19 protein-coding genes and 1 pseudogene are annotated in these 23261 nt (G+C 50.2%); all 20 read left to right on the plus strand.

The window, feature by feature from the left end; translation table 11 throughout:
* Positions 1 to 243, plus strand: a 243-nt coding sequence (gene tssD, locus ACUW6V_RS20020; RefSeq protein WP_325794034.1) for a type VI secretion system tube protein TssD, incomplete at its 5' end; no start/stop codon positions are given.
* 235 nt (positions 244 to 478) lie between these two features.
* A complete protein-coding gene (locus tag ACUW6V_RS20025) occupies positions 479 to 2839 on the plus strand; it encodes a type VI secretion system Vgr family protein (protein ID WP_454038811.1) in 2361 nt (786 codons plus the stop codon).
* A 638-nt stretch (positions 2840 to 3477) separates the two neighbouring features.
* The gene (locus tag ACUW6V_RS20030; RefSeq protein ID WP_454038812.1) at positions 3478 to 6129 is read left to right on the plus strand and encodes a hypothetical protein; all 2652 of its coding nucleotides are present in this window, start codon (positions 3478 to 3480) and stop codon (positions 6127 to 6129) included.
* Position 6130: 1 nt separating this feature from the next.
* Entirely contained in the window at positions 6131 to 6559 is a 429-nt protein-coding gene (locus tag ACUW6V_RS20035) for a hypothetical protein (protein WP_133061392.1), read from the plus strand.
* Positions 6560 to 6804: 245 nt separating this feature from the next.
* Positions 6805 to 7227, plus strand: a pseudogene (locus ACUW6V_RS20040) (DUF2345 domain-containing protein); the annotation flags it as partial.
* Between the two features lie 13 nt (positions 7228 to 7240).
* Positions 7241 to 7522 (plus strand): hypothetical protein, encoded by a 282-nt coding sequence (locus tag ACUW6V_RS20045; protein WP_312582848.1) that lies wholly within the window; start codon positions 7241 to 7243, stop codon positions 7520 to 7522.
* A gap of 38 nt (positions 7523 to 7560) precedes the next feature.
* Entirely contained in the window at positions 7561 to 8256 is a 696-nt protein-coding gene (locus ACUW6V_RS20050; RefSeq protein WP_454038813.1) for a hypothetical protein, read from the plus strand.
* Positions 8257 to 8501: 245 nt separating this feature from the next.
* On the plus strand, positions 8502 to 8981 hold the full coding sequence (locus ACUW6V_RS20055; protein WP_454038814.1) for a hypothetical protein: 480 nt from the start codon (positions 8502 to 8504) through the stop codon (positions 8979 to 8981).
* 422 nt (positions 8982 to 9403) lie between these two features.
* A complete protein-coding gene (locus tag ACUW6V_RS20060; protein WP_088277893.1) occupies positions 9404 to 9688 on the plus strand; it encodes a hypothetical protein in 285 nt (94 codons plus the stop codon).
* Between the two features lie 241 nt (positions 9689 to 9929).
* Positions 9930 to 10193, plus strand: a complete 264-nt coding sequence (locus tag ACUW6V_RS20065) for a PAAR domain-containing protein (protein ID WP_071819701.1) — start codon at positions 9930 to 9932, stop codon at positions 10191 to 10193.
* Between the two features lie 2 nt (positions 10194 to 10195).
* Positions 10196 to 11404: a hypothetical protein gene (locus ACUW6V_RS20070; protein ID WP_454038815.1), complete on the plus strand. Its 1209-nt coding sequence runs from the start codon at positions 10196 to 10198 to the stop codon at positions 11402 to 11404.
* A complete protein-coding gene (locus tag ACUW6V_RS20075; RefSeq protein ID WP_454038816.1) occupies positions 11397 to 14795 on the plus strand; it encodes an ImcF-related family protein in 3399 nt (1132 codons plus the stop codon). Before ACUW6V_RS20070 ends, ACUW6V_RS20075 begins: the two co-directional genes overlap by 8 nt.
* Before the next feature lie 181 nt (positions 14796 to 14976).
* The gene (gene tssF, locus ACUW6V_RS20080) at positions 14977 to 16746 is read left to right on the plus strand and encodes a type VI secretion system baseplate subunit TssF (protein ID WP_069684136.1); all 1770 of its coding nucleotides are present in this window, start codon (positions 14977 to 14979) and stop codon (positions 16744 to 16746) included.
* Positions 16710 to 17792, plus strand: coding sequence for a type VI secretion system baseplate subunit TssG (gene tssG / locus ACUW6V_RS20085; RefSeq protein WP_069684137.1), 1083 nt, complete (start codon positions 16710 to 16712; stop codon positions 17790 to 17792). The genes tssF and tssG overlap by 37 nt, the downstream gene beginning before the upstream one ends.
* 25 nt (positions 17793 to 17817) lie before the next feature.
* Complete coding sequence (tssJ, locus tag ACUW6V_RS20090; protein ID WP_454038817.1) at positions 17818 to 18339, plus strand: type VI secretion system lipoprotein TssJ; 522 nt, start codon at positions 17818 to 17820, stop codon at positions 18337 to 18339.
* A 3-nt stretch (positions 18340 to 18342) separates the two neighbouring features.
* Complete coding sequence (locus ACUW6V_RS20095; RefSeq protein WP_454038818.1) at positions 18343 to 20811, plus strand: type VI secretion system Vgr family protein; 2469 nt, start codon at positions 18343 to 18345, stop codon at positions 20809 to 20811.
* A 4-nt stretch (positions 20812 to 20815) separates the two neighbouring features.
* Complete coding sequence (locus ACUW6V_RS20100) at positions 20816 to 21805, plus strand: DUF6402 family protein (RefSeq protein ID WP_454038819.1); 990 nt, start codon at positions 20816 to 20818, stop codon at positions 21803 to 21805.
* A gap of 45 nt (positions 21806 to 21850) precedes the next feature.
* Complete coding sequence (locus tag ACUW6V_RS20105; protein ID WP_072001900.1) at positions 21851 to 22189, plus strand: hypothetical protein; 339 nt, start codon at positions 21851 to 21853, stop codon at positions 22187 to 22189.
* Between the two features lie 44 nt (positions 22190 to 22233).
* Positions 22234 to 22524, plus strand: coding sequence for a restriction endonuclease fold toxin 5 domain-containing protein (locus ACUW6V_RS20110; RefSeq protein WP_265093839.1), 291 nt, complete (start codon positions 22234 to 22236; stop codon positions 22522 to 22524).
* Positions 22521 to 23237 carry an Imm52 family immunity protein gene (locus ACUW6V_RS20115; RefSeq protein WP_088277903.1) on the plus strand — a complete coding sequence of 239 codons (717 nt, stop codon included), beginning with the start codon at positions 22521 to 22523 and terminating at the stop codon, positions 23235 to 23237. The genes ACUW6V_RS20110 and ACUW6V_RS20115 overlap by 4 nt, the downstream gene beginning before the upstream one ends.
* Positions 23238 to 23261: the final 24 nt, after the last annotated feature.

The following is a 23261-nucleotide window of genomic DNA, read 5'->3' on the forward strand; positions in this document are numbered from 1 at the left end:
TCGGCGGAATTTAAATGGTACCGCATCAACGACGCGGGCCAGGAGGTGGAGTATTTCAACACGAAGCTTGAGAACGTGAAGCTGGTGAAAGTGGCACCGCTGATGCACGACATCAAGGAGCCCTCGAAGGAGAAGCACAACCATCTTGAGCGCATCGAGCTGCGCTACGAAAAAATCACCTGGACCTACAAGGACGGCAACATCATCCATTCCGATTCGTGGAACGAACGTACCACTGCCTGACCCTGCCAGCAGACGGGAGACCGTCTGCTTTTTTGTCTGCAGAGCGCCCGGTGCGGATGTTCTGCAGACAAAAAATATCACCACTCCGCCCCTGTGCGCTTCGGGTAACAGCGACGGGCGGTAGCATATTTAAGGGCATGTCAGGGAGCGATACATGCTGCAACGACGACAGCGACCGCCGCTCCTTTTATGACAAGAGGCCGTCATGGAATTGTTGAGACGATAAAGGAGAGGGATGATGAGTGACGCTATCATGGAAAAAAACGCCCAAAAGGCGGCGCAGCTTCTGGGTCAGTCGCGGTATCGGGTCGATATTCATGGCTGTAATGATTTTCTTGATGTGTTGAACTTCAGCGCAGAAGAGGCACTCAGCAAGCCCTGGTACTACGACATTGCGCTTACATGTGAAAACCCGGATATCGCCTGCGACACGCTGCTGCTCAAACCCGGTTCATTCACCTTTCAGACACCCCTTTTTACCGGCGCGCCCGCTACAGAGGTGCGCAATGTCTATGGTGTCGTGCAGTCGTTCCGGCGTATTTCGACTTCAGCAGACGAAACGCATTACACGCTGCGGCTGGTGCCGCGAATCGCCCTTATGCAACGCACCCGGCGCAGTGAAATCTACCTTAATCAGTCGGTGGTTGAGGTGGTGGAAAACGTACTGCGCGAGCATGAGCTGGAAGGCGCTGATTTCGAATTTCGGCTGTCGCGCGAATACCCTGAGCGTGAACTGATCACCCAGTGGCGAGAAACCGATCTGGAGTTCGTTCAGCGCCTGCTGGCAGAAGTGGGTATTTTCTGGCGTTTCGAAATGGACAGCCGTCTGGGTCAGGATGTCGTGATCTTTATGGATTCGCCAGAACAGTACCAGTTTGGCGTGACGCTGCCGCTGCGCCATCCGTCAGGCATGAGCGACAGCGGGCAGGAAAGCGTCTGGGATCTACGGACCGCGTATCAGGTGGTGAGCGGCAGCGTTGCCACCCGCGACTATAACTACCGCGAGGCGCTGACGCCACAGGACAGCACGCAGTCCGTCAGCAGCACGGACGGCATCACCACGGGTGAGGTGTATCACTATGCCGAACCTTTTCTGACCGAAGGCGACCCCGACAGCCCGGAGACCGGCGCGTATTACGCCAGGCTTCGCCACGAGCGTCTCCTCAACGAGCAGGCTCTGATGACCGGGCGCAGCACCAGCCCGCATCTGTTACCCGGCCAGGTGCTGGAGGTGGATGGCAGCGTGTCGCAGACGCTGACCGCAGGCATCGTCATTACCCGTATCCGCAGCCGCGGTTCGCGCCGGGCCAGTTTTCAGCTGGATTTTGAGGGCATTCCCTACAGCGAAACGGTCTGTTTTCGCCCGCCGCTGCGCAGGCGGCCGGTGATTTCGGGCACGCTGCCCGCCCGTGTCGAGAGCACACAGAAGGGGGATATCTACGCCTGGCTGGATGAGACCGGGCGTTACCGGGTGAAGCTGGATGTTGACCGTACCGGGCGCGAGCAGGGCTACGCGTACCTGTGGCTGCGGCTGGCAAAACCCTACGCGGGGGATAATTACGGCTGGCACGCGCCGCTGCTGGACGGCACGGAAGTGTCGGTGGCGTTCGACAGCGGCGACCCGGACCGTCCGTACATCGCCCACGCGCAGCATGACTCGGCACACCCGGACCACGTGACGCGTACCAACCACACCCGCAACGTGCTGCGTACGCCCGCGAACAACAAATTACGGATGGAAGACCAGCGGCAACAGGAGCACATCAAGCTCGCCACGGAGTACGGCAAAACGCAGCTGAACCTGGGCCATCTGGTGGACGCGCAGCGGCAGGTGCGCGGCACGGGTTTTGAGCTGCGAACGGATGATTACGGCGCGGTGCGTGCGGCGAAGGGGATATACCTGTCGGCGCATGAGCAACTGAAGGCACAGGGCCCGGTGCTGGCGATGACAGAGACGCTGGGCCAGATACATCAGGCGAACAGTGAGATGCAGGCGCTGAACAACGCGGCGAAGGTGGCACAGGCGCTGACCTGCGATATCGGCACGCAGCTGAACCTGGTGGAGGACCGGCTGGCGCAGCTGCATTCGGCGGTGGTACTGGCGAGCGCGCCACAGGGCGTGGCGCTCAGCTCCGGAGAGCATCTGCAGCTGACCAGCACAAAAAACACGATGATAAACGCCGGTCAGCATCTGGACGTGGGGGCGATGAAAAACCTGTCGGTGACGGTGGAGAAGGCGCTGGGGCTGTTTGCTCATAAAGATGGCGCGAAGGTGGTGGCGAACCAGGGTGAGGTGGAGATACAGGCGCAGCACAACACGATGTCACTGTTCGCGCGGGACCGTTTCACCATCACAAGTAATGAGGATGAGATTGTCATCAGCACGCCGGAGACGCTGACGCTGAACGGCGGCGGGTCGTACCTGAAGCTGAGCAAAAGCGGCATTGAGCACGGCTCGCAGGGTGACATGCTGATGAAGGTGGTGACCTATCTGGTGACAGGGACGGGGGCTGACATGCCAAATGAAACGGTGAATTTCAAAAAAGGCGATATTTCGGTGCAGGATGGCTTCAGAAGTAAATCGAGGAATGATTAGCATGAAAAAAGAACATTAATCAGACTTTCGCATCCATCTAAAAGAGCATTTATTAAAATGAATAACATTATTAAACACCCTTGCCAGGAAGTGATAAAGCTGGAGGGGTCTAAAAGACACAATGTTAATTTATGCATGTTAATTCTGTTTTTGACCCTGTTCAGTATTAATAAATTCTGCACTGCTGCAGATTGTCAGTCTAACCCGGTTCAAATAACAAAGGATTTTTACACGAAGTATATGGATTTTGTTTACAAAATGACACCTCCAGACTCAGTTGAATATAAGACATTGATTCGGAGATATTTAACATCTGATTTTATAAAACAAATAAGGGAGGCGAGAATTTGTGAAAAAGGCGGTGATCCCGTATGTAGTATTGATGGCGTTGAACCACAACTAGGCTATGTATACATTTTAAGAGCACAGGATGTTTATGATGACTGGCACGAAATTAACGTTAAATCAATAACCATTAAAAAAATGATTCAGCTGTTAAAGTTTCATTAGGTGGAGTCGGGGAAAAGGAACATGTCATCATGGTTGCATTAAAAAAATATGATGGCTGCTGGAAAATTAATAAAGTATCTGATCTGAGTCCTGCCCCATATCGTTTTCAATGAAGTTGAGAGGGAACCATGTGGAACAAAGAGTCAGCCATTGCTGCACTTAATTCAAATGCGAATGCAACCAGCCAGAGTAAATGTGCGAAGTATGTCAGACTGGCCATTAAAGCGGGCGGAGTAAATATAGTTCCCCCACCGGTGCGTCCTGGCTTAACATTTCCTGCTGCTGCAGATTATGGTAGCTCACTTGAAGAAACTGAACAGTTTAATTGCATTTATGAATATAGCGGTAATGGGGCAACGCTTGCTGATGTGTATAACATTCCGGGCCAGCAGGCCGGAGATGTTGTTGTTATTGCGCCTATACCTAACCATCCATATGGTCACATGGCAATGTTCAATGGACAAAAATGGGTATCAGATTTTATACAACCCAGAGGTTTTTATCCGGGAAGAGCATATGAAAGTTTAAAACCTGCATTTAAGTTATACCGCTTTGAAAGTAATAAAGGATCTTGCGAAGCAGCAAACAATATTTGCTACCCCATCCGTAAGGAAAGCGGACAGGAATTTAATCATACCGATGAAATTCTGGCGCATCTGGAGGGTGAATCAACCGGTTTCTTTCTGATTGGTCGTAACGGGATGTGGCACGGCGGCATTCACATCACGGATGCAACGACACCGTGGTGCGCGCTCAGCGGCAAGGGCGAGGGCGAAGCCGCACAGTATAATGGTCAGCAGGCGGTACGCTGTATGGCAGACGGTGAGGTGGTGGCTTACCGGCTTTGTAAGAATTACATTCCGGTCAGCGGGATATCCGGGCCGCTCAGCGTTTCGGGTTCTTTTGTACTGGTCCGCCACTATATCCAGCCTGGCAAAACGAAAAAAAGTGGCCTGCATTTTTACACGCTGTACATGCATCTGGCACCGTATTCCGCCTACCCGCAGGACAATAAACTCATGAAGGTGGCGGATGGTCAGCACCTGAATGCCTATATTGATGACACGCTGTTGTGGTGCGTGCGCTCACTGCCCGGCGGAACGCGGGTGTCATGGGATACAACCGATGCGGCGACCACACAAAAGGCAAAAAATGGACGTCAGTATGCCCGCGTCACGCTGGTTGACGGGCTGGAGGGTAATCCGGCGCTGAGCGCAGGCGACAGGGTATGGGTGCTGTGCGACCGGGGAAATCTGGTGCCTGAGGATGACGGACCGGTGCGTCCGGCGTGGTGGGCGCCCCTGCTGGCATCAGCGAAGGACAAAATGCCGTTTGACAGTGTGGTGTGTGTGAATGAACCGTTTGCCATTGCAGCCGGTGCACCGGTCGGGCATATGGGTTTTGTGCAGGCACCGACTGAGGCGGGGACGGAATCCCGTTATCAGGTGCACATCGAATGCCTGAGTACGGACGACAACCTGGAAAACTTCCTGACTAACCCTGAGGCGGCAGGAAGAGATAACCCGATGTACATCAGATGCACACCCGGGCTGGCGCTGTATCTGCAGGACGTGAACAGGGGTTTTATAAAAAACGCCGACAACACAAAAGAAGACACCCTCCTGTTGCTGTCACAGGTGCCGGTGGAGACAGGCGGTACAAAGGACAAACCGGAGCAGTACTATCCTTTCCCGGAAGGATTTGTGCTTAAAGGCGAGACATCACCGGAGCGGCTGTCGCAGTATGACCTGGTAAAACTGGGCTTCACTGTAATGAAAGACATGCCGGAGAGCTTTGTCCATCTCGACGGAAAAAAGCAGCCGAAAGGGCTTGTACGGCAGCTTTACGAAAAGCTGCTTGAGGTGTCGCAGAAGGACCGGCGGGTCAGCAATGCACTGGATCCCCATAACTACCGGCGGCTGCTGAATAAAATAGACAGTAACCGTGACGGCTTATATTCGCCGGAGGAATACCGGCGTGCGGTTCACAATCCGTCTTACCGGGATACGCTGTATAAAACCATCGTCAGTCACCCTAGCGACTGGTATTACAGAAGTGACGAGGACATGTGGGCAGGTTTTATTAAAACGCTGGAAAAGTATGCACCGGAATGGGTGCCGTACACAAAGCAGTTCACTGACAGGCTCTGCTGGATGCAGGAACTGAAGAAATTAAAACTGGGACCGGTATTGTGGCATATGCATCCGATTATGTTTTTGGGTTCATTAATTAAAAGAGATAAAATTATATGGATGAAAAAATTTACAGAAAAATTCGGATTAATGAAAGCAGAGGCATTTAGAACTAAACTATTAGAGGTGTCCAGAGAGTTAAATATTGACCCAAATTACATAATGGCCTGTATAGCACTCGAAACGGGGAAAACATTCAGGACAGACATCAAGAATCCTGGCTCATCTGCAACGGGTCTAATTCAGTTTATGGATGATACGGCTAAAGATCTTGGGACTTCAACCCGTAAACTCAGATTAATGAACCATGTAGAGCAAATGGAATATGTTAAGAAATACTTTAAAATGCAGGCAGATAACATTGGAGTTCCAACAGAAAAATGGACTCTTGAAGATGTTTATTACTCTATTTTTAGACCTAAAACGATATTGCTTGGACCAAATGATATTGTTTATGAAAGAAGTGATGGAGACTATTATAGCAAAAACCTTTATCACGATAGAAACAGTGACGGTAAAATCACTAAAAATGAAATAGCTGAGAATATCAGAATTAATTACAGATTAGGCATTCCTGAGGCTGGATGATATGAACTTACGATTAAAATATTTTACAAGAGCAATGTGCATGTTAGTTATATCTACAAATGCATATTGCATTAATAGAAATGATATATTAGTTAATGCCAGTAGATTAAAAGACACAGGTTTTGTGGATGGGCAAATGGGAACGGTAAATGTTGATCTGAATGGCGATGGATATAAAGATGTTATTAAATATATATTTTCAAATGCAACTCCACCTGGTACTTGTGAGCAATTAGATTGTATGTCCAGCCTCGATAGCTCGCCAATCTTAACGTTTGATATAAATATGCATGATGGAAAATCTATTGACGGAACATATATGTGTACTTTTTTAGGGGTGACCAAGCACTTTCATAACGGAATGAAAGATATATTTTGCGGACCTAAGTATATACTACGTTGGAACGGTGAAGAGTACGATGCAGACTAGAGATAAGTCGAAATTACAGCCAAGGATATATTAACATCCAAGAAATTCATCTGCAAAGCTTTGCCATGACAAACTTTACAAATGATATAAAGCTATGATTTTAAAATAAACAACTTATATTTCAAGAAAGTTAAAACCAGTCGAAAACGTTTTTTAATTTACTAAAAGTCTCTGGAACAGAAGAAATAAAGTGAACATCTTCTAGACATGATAGCCTGGATCAAACAGACACTTGTATCAGGATTATAAAAGCCGGTCAGCATCTGGACGCGGGGGCGATGAAAAACCTGTCGGTGACGGTGGAGAAGGCGCTGGGGCTGTTTGCTCACAAAGAGGGCGCGAAGGTGGTGGCGAACCAGGGTGAGGTGGAGATACAGGCGCAGCACAACACGATGTCGCTGTTCGCGCGTGACCGTTTCACCATCACGAGTAATGAGGATGAGATTGTTATCAGCACGCCGGAGACGCTGACGCTGAACGGCGGCGGGTCGTACCTGAAGCTGAGCAAAAGCGGCATCGAGCACGGCTCGCAGGGCGACATGCTGGTGAAGGTGGCGGCGTATCTGGTGACGGGGACGGGGGCAATGCTTCCCCATGAAGCGCCTGAATTCAGCATGAAAGATATTACTCAGGAAAACACCATGAGCAGCAAAGCTTTTAACGACTGAGGGAGGCTGAATAGTGCCTGTATTACCCAAAATTGCCTGGCCTGTTCCCTCCGGTAAGAGCGGAAATGAATTTGCCAGTCTGGACGATATTCTTTCGCATCTCGCGGGCGAATCAACCGGCCAGTATACGATTGGCCGCAACGGGATGTGGCATGGCGGGATTCATATCACTCACGTCACCACGCCCTGGTGCGCACTGAGTGGCAAAGCGGCATCAGAACGCATTGATTTCCCGGTCGCTTATAAAGGTGAGCAGCCGGTTCGCTGTATTTTTCGGGTTCATTTGTACTGGTAAAACACTATATCCAGCCGGGTGAGAAAGAAACAAGCGGGTTGCATTTCTATACCCTGTATATGCATCTGGCGCCGTACTCGGCCTATGAAAGCGCTAAAAATGTCCACTGGATCACCCGGGACACACTCTCCGGTTATTCTGAAGCTGACTGGTTAATCATGGACCTGAGCCGTAGTGACCAGAAACCCGCGAATGCAGGTACGGTCAAAAAGGGGATCCCTGTGACCTGGGATCCCTCCGATCAGTCACTGGCTTCCACCCACGGGGGGCGCACTTACGGGCTGGCAACTCTGAATGCTGACAGCGGAAAGCTGAAAGCTGAAAGCCGGACAAAGGGTATGAATGTTCCGACTTATGGGAATTATGGTGCGGTCACACGTCAGCAGGTGCGTGAATACATGGATCCCGAAACGCACCAGGAAAATAGTGAGTTATATCAATATTTAGATATATCAGCACCTTCGGGTGTGTCACGAAATGAGTTGGCAAAATTATTAGCAGGAAAAGGTTCCTTATCAGGTAAAAAAGATATTTTCATAAATGCCGCCTATAAATATTCATTAAACGAGGTTTATCTGGTTTCACATGCATTATTAGGAACAGATAATGGGATGCACGGTTTTGCTAATGGAATAAAATCTTATAATGGAAGGCCTATTTATAATATGTATGGTATAGGTGTATTTCCAAATAATACAAAAAATGGTATAACCGTTGCGTATAGAAATGGCTGATTTTCTGTTGATGAAGCTATTGATGGGGGCGCGAAGTGGATCTCAGAATCATTTGTAAATAATCAAAAGAATCAGCAGAACACTTTTTATAAAATGAAGTGGAACCCCTCCAATCCTGGCACTAAGCAATATGCAACAGCAATCAATTGGGCTTTAATACAAAAAAATAATATGAAAAAAATCTTTGATCAATTCCCCGAGGCCAATTTACGAGTTGAAATTCCAGTATATGCGAAGGATTAACAATGAAGAAAATAATTACTGCGATAATCTCATTATTTGTGTTTCAGGTTCAAGCTAATTGTGATGAATCATGGAAAATGGCAAACTATAAACAAAATTTAAATGTTTTTAAAGTGGTTGCCAAAATATTTTTCTATTCGACGCCAAATGATGATGCCAAAAATAGTAATGTTTTTTTAATTAGAAACGATAATTTTTCAGGGTTTCTAAGTTCTGGAAGGTTTGAATTTGGTCAATTTATTAAGAAAGATGGCAGAAAGGTGATAGGATGGCTTAAAAAGGATGACCTTGCAGAAACTACAGGAAATATTAGCACGGAAATTAATGGTGGTGATTTTAGCATTTACTCACCTAATGGTAGCATTGATTTAAGTACACCATCCGAAGTTTTTTATAAATCTTGGGGCAGATGCGGGAAAAACGAACAACTTGAAACTGGTGTGTGGAGTGGTTTTATATCTGTGGAGTGGTTTTATATCTAAAGGGGATAAAAATTATAAATATTTCGATTATTACTGGAAAGGTTTCTCGGTTCGATCTTCGAATATAAACTATGAACAATTAGGTAACGATTTCGATACGTACCGAATTACTTCTATTACGGTCACAAATAACAAATATATAACCAGTAGAGGAATATATATAGGAATGTCAAATGATGAAGTTATAAAGGCTTACGGCAAATCTTCAAGGATAAGTAAATCATTAATAAGTTATAGTTTTAACAACAATTCCTTAGATTTTTTGTTAGAAGAAAATATAGTAAAAAAGATAGTGTTGGATGAGAGGCTTTTGTAGATTTTTATCTCTATTATCTTAAGGTGTAAGACATACATTCTATGTAATCCATAACGGTGATCAAACCATTCAATACGGCTCGGTATTAATGTATCTGAGGTGATGATTGCTGGCGTTGGACGGCATTCCCTACAGCGAAACGGTCTATTTTCGCCCGCCGCTGCTGGACGGCACGGAAGTGTCGGTGGCGTTCGACAGTGGCGACCCGGACCGTCCGTACATCGCCCACGCGCGGCATGACTCGGCACACCCGGACCACGTGACGCGCGACAACCACACCCGCAGCGTGCTGCGCACGCCCGCGAACAACAAATTACGGATGGAAGACCAGCGGCGGCAGGAGCACATCAAGCTCGCCATAAATTACGCCTGGGGGGCATATAGTGAATGAGAAATCTTAAGCATAAAGAGTTATCGATCAGCAGTTTCATTTTCATTATTTAAAAGATGTGCTCGCTCCATTTAATTATTAATAAAAATAGGTTTGCAATTATCTATATTTACCGCAGTACTTTTTGTAAATAATTTTCGAATTAAAAGTGCTTACCTCTGACAGGAATCAAAAAACAAACCAACATCATAAATTTTCTCACTCGCAAAACTCGTGTACTCCAACTGAGGTCATTAACGCAATGCTACCCATCATTCGTAAAGGTGATAAAACCACCCACGGTGGATCGGTTATGACGTGTTCTTCAACCATGATATTCGGAGGAATTGGCGTTGCCAGAAAAGGCGATAAAGTCTCCTGCCCAATTCCTGGTCACGGAGTAACCATAATTATTGAAGGCAATCCTGATTATCTGGATAACGGTATTCCGGTTGCTTTTCACGGCCATAAATGTGCCTGCGGATGCAGTCTGATTAGCTCATTTGTTCCTGCGAAGGTTGCCTGATTATGCCCGTCTGGCTGGATGCTGTACCTGAGAAAGCGCCTGCAGTGAAACGTCCGCGAGTGAGGCGATGGTTACTGGTGCTGGTCCTTTTTATTATGACGTGCGCGGGGATGACGTTCTGGAACTGGCCGACATCGCGCAGCGGTTTTGTATTCTGGTTTACTGCGTTAGGCCTGCCTTTCTGTATCTGGGGGTTTATCTTTAGCCTGCGTCGAATCGGTTATAAAGCTGAACAGCGGGCAACGGAGTCCAGAAACGCCGAGCGTGACATTCTGCTGGCTAACGAAATACGTCGTGGACAGCGGTGTGCCTGGATTCTGGGAAGTACGATACAAACCCCGGCGGGAAGGCAAGCCTCTCGGTTGCTTGATGTCATAGATCATGCCACACCCGTTCCAGAGCTGAAAACGGTACGTGGCGGTGGCGGAATGATTCGTTACGCTGAGCTTTCCGGTTTTGAGGAGAACATTGCCGGGGCGCTGGATAGCGCCAGTGCCAGAATCTCAGACTGCATCACCCGTGTCGCAGAGAAATTACCACGAGGGATCCCTTGCTGGTTATCGATTGAGTGTGATGCCGGAAAGGCTTTACAGGTCACAGAAACTATAAAACAAAGCCTTAGTGCGATAACGGGCCTGAGTTTTCGCATGCTGTCGGGTTCTGGTATGGCGGCGTTCGATAGCTGGCTCGACAGGCACTGGGATACGCCTTCGTTACTGGTTGCCGTTACGCTGTCGTTGCCGTCTGTGCCTCAGGAAGGAGGGGCAGACGCACTTACTGCCGTGGTTCTCTGTAATCGCCAGGCCGCCGAATTCCCGAATGCCATCAGGCTTCATCGCCCCGAAAAGGGCCACGCCGCAGCGCTTAGCGCAACGCTCGCCAGAGCGTTGCAATGGTCACAGCTTTCTGCGCAACAACTCCGCGCCGCCTGGGTTACCGGGCCTTCATTAGTGTCAGGCTCTGAATGGAACACAGCCTGTGAGCAGAATGGCGTTACGTTCAGCCTGACTGTCGATAATCAGAGTCTGGATCCGGTGCTGGGTTACGCCGGTATAGCGTCCGTTTGGCTTGCGATTACGATCGCGCAAGCAGCGTTTGATGTGCGTGGCGATCAGGTTATCGCGGCGCAGCCTGTGGCCAATAAAGATGAAATTTGGGTTGTGGTTCTTTCCCGTCAACATGGATTAAAGGAAACGCCAGGGAATGTTTAAGGTAAAGAAGAGATCGCTGATTGGATCGACGGTGGCAGCGTTGCTTTGTCTTGAAGCGATAGTCGTATTTTTGCTGTATGCCTGCCCGCAATGGGTGGCAACGAATATGGGAATTGGCCCTTTTGATGGACCGCGGATCCTCACCGTTTGTTCAATGCTCGCCGCCACGTTACTTCTTATCGGCTGGCTTATTGATAAGGCCTTTGATTATTCCGGTAAATCGGGCCTCTATTTCGAGTGGGGCAAAAATAAGGCGCTGAAAGCACAGCACGAGCCGGAAATTTTACCCGGCCCTGATGACAACACACAGGCCGTATTCAGCGAAACGCCTGTTACAGAACATCTTCGGCTGCGCTATGGCCGGTTCTGGCTGCGTAAGGTTCGCCTCTTGCTCGTTATTGGCGAGGAAAATGAAGTGGAAAAGGCGGCACCGGGCCTTTGCCGTGAACTGTGGCAAGAGGGCGATGGCAATGTGCTTATCTATGGTGGCGACGGGCAGTCGCCGCAGGATGAAGCATTTTTGAACGCACTGAAACGTCTGCGCCCACGTTGCCCGCTGGATGGCATCGTTCAGGTGCTGAACAGCCAAAAACTTCCGACCGACATCGAATGTGATGCGTTTGCCCGCTGTCGTCAAAAGGCGGCACAGATGCTGGGCTGGCAGGTACCAGTCTGGTTATGGTTAACGGATGACGCGCGCTGGTTACAGGAAACACCTGAGGAGCTCGCCTCGGGGATCCTGTTTGGCCCGGATGCTGCGCCAGAAGACGCGATGAAAACACTGAATGCGCTGACGCCCCGTCTGCGTCGGGCAGGTATCGCGCAAATGCTCAAAAACCCGCGCCATGATGGTCTCTTGTATCTGGCGTCCCGGTTACAGGGCGAGCTGAAATCGCAGATCCACGCGTTGCTTCAGGGCTTAATGAAAGGGCCTTCGGCGTACCGGTTACGTGGCGTAATGTTCAGCCCTGCACTGACAGGTGCAGGCTACGCCCTGATTCCTCACTCACGGCTGGATACCTCAACCTGGCAGGCTGTCGTTGACGATTGCACTGAAATACGCGCAAAAAAAATCGGCTTTGATGGGATCAAGATACTACAACGGTTTCTGTTAGTTTTCGCCGTGTTCTGGAGCACCGGCACGCTGCTTTCGCTCGGGGTCAACCGTACTGATATTTATCTGGCGCAAGAGACGGCTCGCCAGGCGGCTAACGGCAAACTGCCGTTGGCAGACCGCCTGAAAAATCAGCTCGCTCTGCAGCAGACAATGGCGCGCCTGCAGCACCGCGAGGCTACCGGTGCGCCCTGGTATACTCGTTTTGGGCTGAATCAGGACCGTGACATGTTATCGTCGCTGTGGCCCCGCTATGCTCAGAATAATACCTTCCTGATGCGTGATGCCGCGGCCGCGCAATTCCACCAGCAGCTTGATGCGTTCATTCGTCTGCCGCCGCTCAGCAAGGCAAGGGTTGAAGGAACGCAGAGGGCATATGATTTGCTAAAAGCGTATCTGATGCTCGCCCAACCGGAGAAAGCGGAGGCGGTATGGCTTTCCAGAACGCTGTCGAGCCTCTGGCCGACGCGTCAGGGCGTGCCAGATGGCCTCTGGCAGGATCTCTCGCCGAAGTTACTGGCATTCTATGCACAAAACCTTCCGACCCACCCGGAATGGAAAGTCAAACCTGACGCTGAGCTCATCAACACCGTTCGCCAAATCCTGCTGAAACAAATTGGCCAGCGTAACGCCGAAACGGGTTTATATCAGGAAATGCTGAAACGCGTCGCCAGTAACTGGCCGGATCTACAGCTTGCGGATATGACGGGTGACACCGATGCCTCCACACTTTTTACCACAGACGAAGTGGTGCCAGGTATGTTTACTCGCCAGGCCTGGGAAGAACAGGTTCAGGGCGCAATTGATGAAGTGGTGAAATCCCGTAACGACGCCATTGACTGGGTGTTGGCGGATAAACATCATCAGCCGGACGCTGACCTTTCTCCTGAAGCCCTGAAAGCCCGGTTGACCGCGCGTTACTTCACTGATTTCGGTAATGCCTGGCTCAATATGGTCAACAGCATCCAGTGGATTGAAGCTGACTCACTATCAGATTCAATTGCCCAGCTGAACCTGCTGGCCGATGTGCGCCAGTCTCCGCTGGTAGCGCTAATGAACACCTTAAACTATCAGGGAAAAACCGGTCAGCAGCGTGAGGCGCTGGCGGATTCTCTGGTGGAATCCGCAAAAAATCTGATAGGTAAAAAGAAAAACACCAAAGCCATTCTTAAACAGGCGCAGGGGCCGGAAGGACCGCTGGATAACGTCTTCGGCCCGTTAACCGGGCTGATGGAAGGTAAGGATGGGGCAGGCGCGAGCGGTAATCTCAGCTTCCAGTCCTGGCTTTCGCGCGTGACGCAGGTGCGCCTTAAGCTTCAGCAGATAACGAGCGCTCCGGACCCGCAGGCGATGGCGCAAATGCTGGCGCAGACGGTTTTCGAAGGTAAGGCCATCGATCTGACGGATACCCGAGATTACGGCAGCCTGGTGGCAGCGAGCCTCGGGCAGGAGTGGAGCGGTTTCGGCCAGGCATTGTTTGTTCAGCCGCTGGATCTGGCCTGGCGGCAGGTTCTTGCCCCGGCGGCCAGTGGGCTGAACGAGCGCTGGAAGACCACCATTGTTGAACAATGGAACACCGCATTTGCTGGACGTTATCCCTTTAAAGCCACCGGCAGCGATGCCTCACTGCCCATACTGGCGCAGTTTTTACGCGCTGACTCCGGGCGTATCTCCACGTTTCTGAAAAATAATCTCGGCGGAATTTTGCATCAGGAAGGCAACCGCTGGGTAGTTGACCCTTCAGCCAGCCAGGGAATGACGGTGAATCCGGCGTTTCTTGCGGCGATTAATCAACTGGCGACTATCGCAGATACGGTCTTCGCGCAGGGTGATGCCGGGGTACGCTTTGAGCTGATGGCCCGTCCGTCTCGCGATGTTGCCCGAATGCTGTTGACTCTGGATGGGCAAAAGCTCGATTACTTCAACCAAATGGAAAGCTGGCGAAGCTTTAGCTGGCCTGGAGAGACATGGTATCCGGGCGTCGATCTCAGCTGGCGTACCGTCAGCAGCGGTATGCAGCTTTACAGTAATAACACCGGTAAATGGGGGTTCATTCGTCTGTTAGGCAAAGCGCAAATAACGCCAGTCGACAGCAGCCGGATACAGCTCGTGTGGGTCGCGCCAGACGGCAGCCCGCTTAAATTTATTATGCGTACTGAGCTTAGCGACGGCCCGCTTGCGTTACTGAAGCTGCAAGGATTTACGCTGCCTGAAACCATTTTCAGCCAGCAAGAAATAGTGCCCACGGATGATGAGCCAGAACAAGGAGTTGAATAAATATGTCCCCATCTCACGCAGGCCCGATGGCTTTCCGTTGTCGTGAAAGTCAACAGCCAGACAGCAATCACAACGTTTATGACCGTTCAGGCCACGACAGGCTTAACACAGCTCTTTTCTTCCGGCCCCATCGCGGCATGCAGTTTATTGTGACTTCTAATGACCATCAGGAACCTTGTGCATGGATGATTTAACACTGCGCTACTACGAGGCAGAAATGCGCTATCTGCGCGAAGCCGGAAAGGAGTTTTCCCGCGCGCACCCTGACCGTGCAGCGATGCTCAATCTGGACAAGCCCGGCGCTCGCGATCCTTACGTCGAACGCCTGTTTGAAGGGTTTGCGTTTTTGATGGGGCGGCTTCGTGAAAAGCTTGATGACGATCTCCCCGAACTCACGGAAGGGCTGGTCAGCCTGTTGTGGCCGCACTATATGCGTACCATTCCGTCGCTGTCGATCGTGGAGTTTTCGCCCGACTGGCGCGGGCTCAGGCAGTCGGAATCCTTACCGGAAGGCTTTTCCGTTTTATCTCGTCCGGTCGGCCCCCAGAAAACGGCCTGCCAGTATCGCACTACCCGCGAGATAACGCTGCAACCGATTAGTCTCACTGAGGCTCGCCTGCACACTGAACCTGACGGGCGTTCCGCCATTCGTCTGCGTTTTGCATGCAGCCAGAAAGTGGACTGGGCGAAATCCGGCATCGATAAAGTCGCCATTTTTCTTAACGCGGAAAGCCCGGTGAGTTCTGCGCTTCATCTGGCATTAACGCGCCGTGTGCATGCCATGTATGCGCGCCACAGCATCACCCACGCCGAGCGCCTGCGCTTTGACGGCTGGTTTCGCCCGATGGGTTTTGATGATACGGACCGGCTGTGGCCGAAAGGCGACTCCGCGTTCAGTGGCTATCAGTTACTGCTGGAGTATTTCAGCTTCCGGCAGAAGTTTATGTTTGTCGAGTTGTGTGGGCTGGAATCCATTGGACTCACTGCCGAAAGTGACTGGTTTGAAATCGATATTGTCCTCACAGAAGGATGGCCTGCCGATCTGCCGTTTGAAACCGAAAACTTTCGTCTGCACTGCGCGCCGGTAATCAACCTTTTCACGCTGGAAGCTGATCCGCTGACGCTCAATCCACTGGAAAATGAGTACCTGTTGCGGCCGCTGCGTCTTCAGGACGGCCATACGGAAATTTACAGCGTTGATGACATTCACGGCGCTGTGAAAAACGGTAAGCATCCTTATGTGCCCTTTACCAGTTTTCGCCACAGGGGCGGCATGATGCGGTTCGATGCGCCAGAGCGCTACTTCCATACCCGTGTGAAGCGCGGCCCGTCTGGCCTGCACGATACCTGGCTGATTCTTGGTGGCCGCTCGTTTGAAATAGAACAACTGGCGGAAAAACCGGAATCGCTCTCAATGCGTATCACCGGCACCAATGGCCAGCTTCCCCGCAAAGCGTTGCAAAGCACGCTGATTGACCGGGTAGTGAAAATTGGCAAAGTGCCGGTCAGCGTGATTAACCTCACGGCACCCACGATGCCGTTGTATCCCCCTGCGAGCGATCGTTTTCACTGGCGCGTAATGAGTCACCTGGGGTCGAACTTTCTCAGCATGATGGACAACCCCGAGGTGTTGCGCGGCACGCTGGCGCTCTACGACTGGACCGACGATGAGATGAATCGCCGACGTCTTGACGCAATCGTCGCGGTGAAACACACCCTTATACGTCGCTTTGAACAGGGGTTTATGCAAAGAGGGGTGGATATCGAAGTGACTCTGGACACGCAGCATTTTGCCGGTGAGGGCGATGTGAATCTGTTTGGTGAAATGCTGCATCGCTTCTTTGCACTTTACGCGGATATTCATCTTTTTAATCAGCTCACGCTGGTATTGCAACCGACAGGGAAGAGACTGAGATGGCGCGAGAACCACAGCCAGCACATACCGGGCTGACGCAGCAATTAGGCGAGGAGATCTGGCGCGTTAATTTCTATCGCTTCTGCCAGTTGCTTGAGCAGGAACATCCTGACCATCCGCTCCTGGGAAGCACCAGCTACCCTGAAAATGATCCGGTGCGGTTTCGCTCCTGGCCGGGCATGGGATTTCCGGCCAGTGAATTACGCCGCGTGGAAACGGATGACGAACACCCCGGCTCCCCGCCCGCGGTACGCACTACGTTTCTCGGCATGTACGGCGTCGACTCGCCGCTACCGGGCAACTATCTGGATGATATCGCCCAGCGGCGCGAAGGGCAGGAAGCCGTCTCCTCGTTTCTGGATATCTTCGGTCACCGTATCGCCACACAGTATTACCGCATCTGGCGAAAATATGCATACCCGGCCACGTTTGAGCCCGGCGGGACAGATGCCACTTCTCAATGCCTGCTTGGGCTGGTCGGACTTGGCATTCCCGGCACGGCAGAACATATCGCTACCCCCGTTTCGCGTTTTCTCGCGCTGCTCGGCGCCATGCGCTTACCGACGCGAAATGCTGAGGGAATACGCGCGCTGGTGACTCTGCTGGCACCAGACACACGGGCAGAGATCTCTGAGCGCGATCCTGTAAAAGTGCGGGTGACAAACCGCAGCGGGCTGGGGGGAGGCGAACGAGTACGTTTAGCGCAGCGTGCGACACTCGGAAAAATGGCGCGTGATGCAAACAGTCGGGTGCTCATTACATTATTCACCCGCAATCCGCAGGAGGCTGCAGGCTGGCTGCCGGGCGGGCAATTGCATACTGATTTGCTGGCGCTGATGCGGGTTTATCTCGGCTATCGCAGTGACGCACGGCTTCGCCTGACAGTGCCGGTACATTTACTCCCTGAACCAAAGCTTGCGAAACATCGGCGCATTCAGCTTGGCCGCACAGGCCTGCTGGGTTTGAAAGGCGGCAAACTCAGCGATAACCGCCAGTGCATCACGGTCAGCCTGGGATGTTATGAAAGCCTGAGTTGCACGGTATTGCCGCTTGCCGCAGAGGGCAGTTACCGCTTCGACTAACCATTTTTCAGAAAGGAATACATTTATGCCAAACAAAGGATGGCATGCGATAACGCTCGCGCTGTGCTGCGTCATGACGGGTTGTGGTCTTACCCAGGCGGTGAAAGACGGGACGGTCAGTATGGCGAAATCGGTGTTTTATAAAAAGATCAAAACACTACATCTCGATTTTTCTGCCCGAGCGGCGCTTAACGTGGATGGTGACCAGACGCCGCTTGCGACCATGGTCAGAGTTTATCAGCTTAAAGATCGTAAAACTCTCGATGCGGCTGATTACGGCTCGTTATTGCAGAATGCGGACACCGTGCTGAAAGACGATCTGCTGGCTTCCCGCGAGTTGCTCATCATCCCGAATGGCAATGTCACGCTTGATATGTCGATGGAAGAAAACGCACAGTTTGTAGCGGTAGTGGGGCTGTTTAACCATCCTGACGTCAAAGACAACCGCTGGCGACTGGTGCTTTCCAGGGAGGATCTTGACCCGGATAAACCAGGAGTGGTGGAGCTGGGTGACGGCTGGCTCAATCTGGTGGAGACAAAGGAATGATCTATGAACACGGATAATGGGGGCAAGCCCCAGGAGAGTCTGTCACGGTATGGGCTGGTGATCCACAACAGTGATATCACACCGGACGTGCTGCGTTTTCGTGGGCGTGAGGCCTTAAGCGAACCGTTTTTCTGGAATATCGAGTTTACCACCCCGCAGGCAGGCCTCCTGCCCGAACAGATGCTGATGAAATACGCAAGCCTCAGGATGCGGGGCGGCAGAACGATTTACGGCATCCTTACCCGGCTGGAGTGGCTCTCTACCACGGCGGATCAGTCGCACTACAGCGTGACGCTCTCCTCCCGGCTGGCGCTGCTGTCTCACACGCGTCAGTGTCGCGTGTTTCTCAACCAGTCGGTGCCCGAAGTGGTGGAGCAGGTACTGCGCGAGCATGGCCTGGAAGGGGCGGATTTTGATTTCCGGCTGGAGCGGGAATACCCGGAGCGTGAGCTTATCACCCAGTGGCGCGAGACTGACCTTGAATTTATTCAGCGGCTGCTGTCAGAAGTGGGGATCTGGTGGCGCACGGAAATGGACAGCGTGCGCGGTCTGGATGTGACGATTTTTGCCGACACTCAGCTTAACTATCATTTTGACGTTCGCCTGCCGTACCGCGAGCCGTCCGGTCTGCATGACGGCGCGCAGGAGGCGGTGTGGGGCGTGCGGACCTGGCATAACGCCGTCACCGGCCGGGTGCATACCCGTGATTATCATTACCCCGCCGCCACCACGCCGCTGGACGCCACCGTCAGGGTGCGTAGCGCGGCGGTCACCACCGGCGAACACTACCGCTACGCGGAGCCGTATCGGGCGCAGGGCGACGACACCGATCCCGAACCGGAAAGCGAGAGCGGGGCGTTTTACGCCCGGATTCACCATGAGCGTGAGCTCAATAACTCGCTGCGGGTGCATCTTTTCAGCAATGCCGGCGCGCTTACGCCGGGGATGGTGCTGGAGCCGCAGGGCGATGTCATCCGCGCGCTGAAAGAGGGGGTGATTATCACGCTCACCACCTTTCGCGCCTCGCGCGATTCGCGGCTGCATGTGTCGGTGTGGGGGATGCCCTACAGTGAACGCTACTGCTACCGCCCGCCAGAAATCCCGCGCCCGGAAATACACGGCACGGTGCCGGCGCGGGTGGAAAGCCGGGACCCGAAGGACACGTACGCCTGGCTGGACGACGCGGGCCGTTACCGCGTGAGGCTGTATATGGATCACGAGGGCAGCGAGAGCGGCTACAGCTACCTGTGGGTACGCCTGGCGAAGCCGTATGCGGGCGAGACATACGGCTGGCACACGCCGCTACTGGCCGGCACGGAGGTGTCCGTCGCCTTTGACAGCGGCGACCCGGACCGGCCCTATATCGCGCACGCCTTTCATGATTCGGCACACCCGGATGTGGTGAACCGTGACAACCGCAGCCGGAATATCCTACTCACACCCGCGCAGAACGAACTGCGTATGGAAGATAAACGGGGCGAAGAGCACATCCACCTGTCCACCGAATACGGCAAAACGCAGCTCGGCGAAGGGCAACTGGTGGACGGGCAGGATAAACCGCGCGGTGCGGGCTTTGAGCTGCGCACCGATGAATATGGTGTGATTCGCGTGGCGAAGGGGTTGTTCATCAGCGCCGACGGGCAGCAGGAGGCGGCCGGCGAGGTGCTGGACCGGGAGACAGCGCTGAAGGAAATCGACCTGTGCCTGCAGCAGATAGCGCAGCTCTCCGCTGCAGCTGACGCCGCGAACGCGCTGCAGGCAGACATCGCCAGCCAGAGCGCGATGTTCAGCGAGCGGCTGAAACCGCTGAACGAGCTGATTCACATGCAGGCCCCGGACGGTATGGCATTCACCAGCGGTGAGCACACGCAGCTTACGGCCACGAAGAATGTGGCAGTGAGTGCGGGTGGCGACATCAGCGTGGGCGTGATGGGCAACATGACTGCACTGGCGGGTGAAACACTGGGGCTGTTTGCCCACAGCGGGCCGCTGAGCCTGAAATCAGGCGAGGGCCCGCTGGAGGTGCAGGCACAGAACGGCGGCATGCAGCTCGCGGCAGAGAAGAAAGTCACCCTCACATCGGTGAGTGATATTTCCTTTGCAGGCAAAAAGCGCATCACCTTAATCGGCGGCGGAAGCTATCTGAAGCTGGAAGCCGGGAAAATAGAGTACGGCACCCCGCAGGTATATCTGAGGAAGGTGGAGAAGACTTATCTGGGAGCAAGCAAATCCCGGCAGGTTGAATTCCCCTATCTGCCCGGTAAGGAGGGTATTTATAGCAGAGGTTTTATTCTGCTTGATGACAGAACAAATGAGCCGGCCGCAGGAATAGCATATAGACTGACATTATCATCAGGAGAGAAAGTGGAAAATGTTTCTAATAATAAAGGGTGTACTTATATTATGAGCCATAAAGAAAAACATGAAGTTGAGTTAACTATCCTAAGACAAGAATCATTGATAATAGGTTAATATCATGGGTGAGATGAAGGTTAAATCCAGCCTCACTGAACAGGAAGATAATCAGCAAAAAGTGTCTGTTCGGCTGTTTAAAATAACAGATATACCTGAGGTAATGGAAAAAATGGGGTGGGTTGTTGCAGCTAAATTCATGAGAAAATGGTTTAGTGATCCTCTTTATGAAATGAGTAAGCAAGAGAAACTTAACAAAGTTGACATGGCTCTAATAGATGAATGTCATATAGTAGATGATATTCCGTTTGAGTGGCTTTATACTGCGTCAGCAAGAGTATCGCCAGCAATTGACAATTTTCTGAAAAGCATTTCTACAGTGCGAGAGTTTAATGATACTTTAGGTAAAGTAGAGGGGGGAGTTAAGCAACTTTCTAATGGGCTACTCGCAATAATTGATTGTCTGTATAAACAAGGTTTAGTCGATTTAAAAACACATTCGATAAAAAATATATCGCTCGATTATGAAGCGTTATCCGCGATTGAGCTTGATAGAAAAAGTCAATTTAATTACTTCTCAATCGGGAGTACTCTCTGGGAAAAAGCTACTGATGAATTAGATGATGTTTATGGTGCGCTTGGTAGCTTTATCATTAAAATTGCATTTTTAAACCTAATTGTTTCTAATGATAAAGACGGTTTTTATAGGATTGAGATTAATCAAATTGGTTTGTATGTGAGAGATACCTATGAGTTTATCAATGATGGGGATGATCAACCTCTTGGTTATTGGGGATGGCATGGTGTAATAAAACCAAGTTTAATAAATGAGCTTTTTGAAAGTAAAGTGGTCAGTAAAAATGGTAATGATTATTATAGAGTTACCAATAATTCATTTATTGAGTATAGAGAAAAATGCAAAAAAGAAAACAACATAAAAACCGGGGATTTTTTTGTTTATTCTACAGTAAAAAAAATACCTGTAGACGTTATTATTCATATCAGTAAATTAGATTTATTAGAATACCAAGCAAGGAGTGCTAAAGTTGCTTAATTTATTTAAAAAAATAGTTATATTTTTTTTGTGGTTTTCTTTATAATGCTGTCTATGTTATTTACTATTAAGATATTAGCTTATAAAACGGCTGCGCCAAGCGGGAAAATATGGAATTACTCGCATTCATGCTATTTTGTTTCATATAGTCCCAACTATAAACCTTTTGGTATCGCTGGTCGTTTTTTAAGGTTTTTTTCTAATCAATCTTTTTTTATTGTTTATAGTAAAGATGGCGATAAGTTAAAAAGTTCCGCATGGTATTTCTGGGAGTATCAGTTCTCTGATATGGTCTCACCAAAATGGTCTGGGATTGATTTTATTTATCCAACAGATCAAGGTGTGTCAGGATGGACTCTATATGAGTGTGGGGATAAAAGATAATATTGGCTTATTCTTAATAAGAATATTGATTTCAAGTACAAGAGATAGAGGAATATAAATACTGCGGCGTATCGTTTGATGGGTGGAAAGATAAGCTGTGCCAGTTCTGGGAAGCAAAGGCACGATATGATCAGTTTTTTGATGCATTTGGTGATCCCAAAGGATGGTGGAAAGGATATAAAAGTGGCCTAGGCCAAGCCGCGCGCCATCAGGCTGTTGCGTCAGTAAATCAGCCATTAAAAATTGTCTGGTTTTTTATGCAGCCAGTTAGTTATCGTTATTTTTCTAATATATTTAAGGGTTTCAAAGATATAATTACAAGGTGGTTGCCATGATAAGAATATCAGCAAATATTTACTATGAAGATGCTGGGTTTCCTAAAGTAGAGTTATGTCTCGATGAGCTTTTTTATGTTTCAGAATTAATTGATATATTGTTGGGAACTAAAAAAAGATGGTATGAAAAAGGATATTCAAGAAAGAAAGCACTAGAGTATGTGGTTTTTGACCATAAAAACGCAGAGGCTGAAGTCGTTAAAAGATGGCGCAACCTAATTAAAAAAGACTATCCGCTTATTATTGAGGGAGTGTGGGATGGCGAAATCGATAGTAAGGTATGTTCAATAAACTATATAAAAAAACACATCGAAAACTTAAAAAAAACGAATCTAGAAATTAGCATTACGTGTAATGAGGCTGAAGTAAATATAAATAAAATTGTTCAATTTTTAATGTCTTTGATTTGTAATAAAGAGGGTGTATATGCATCTATAAACACAAATGGTTACTGGAACGCTAATAAGAATGTATTTTCTGATCGGATGTATGTGGGGTGGATGATTTATATTCCGGCAATAATACTGCCAGATTTAATTACCGAGGCGTCGAAGGTTATACCTGTTGTAGTTGCTGAAAAGCAAAAAGGAACCATAGTGGTTTCAACCGACGAAATATTTGACGGAAACAACATAGAACACATCCGTAAAGCTAACGATATAGAAATAAGGCTTCTGGATCTTGGTTTTTTACCACTGATGACAGAGCTTTAATTTTTACAGAAATATAACTTTGTT

It is taken from the genome of Cronobacter sp. 153480017-3 (genome assembly GCF_053627815.1).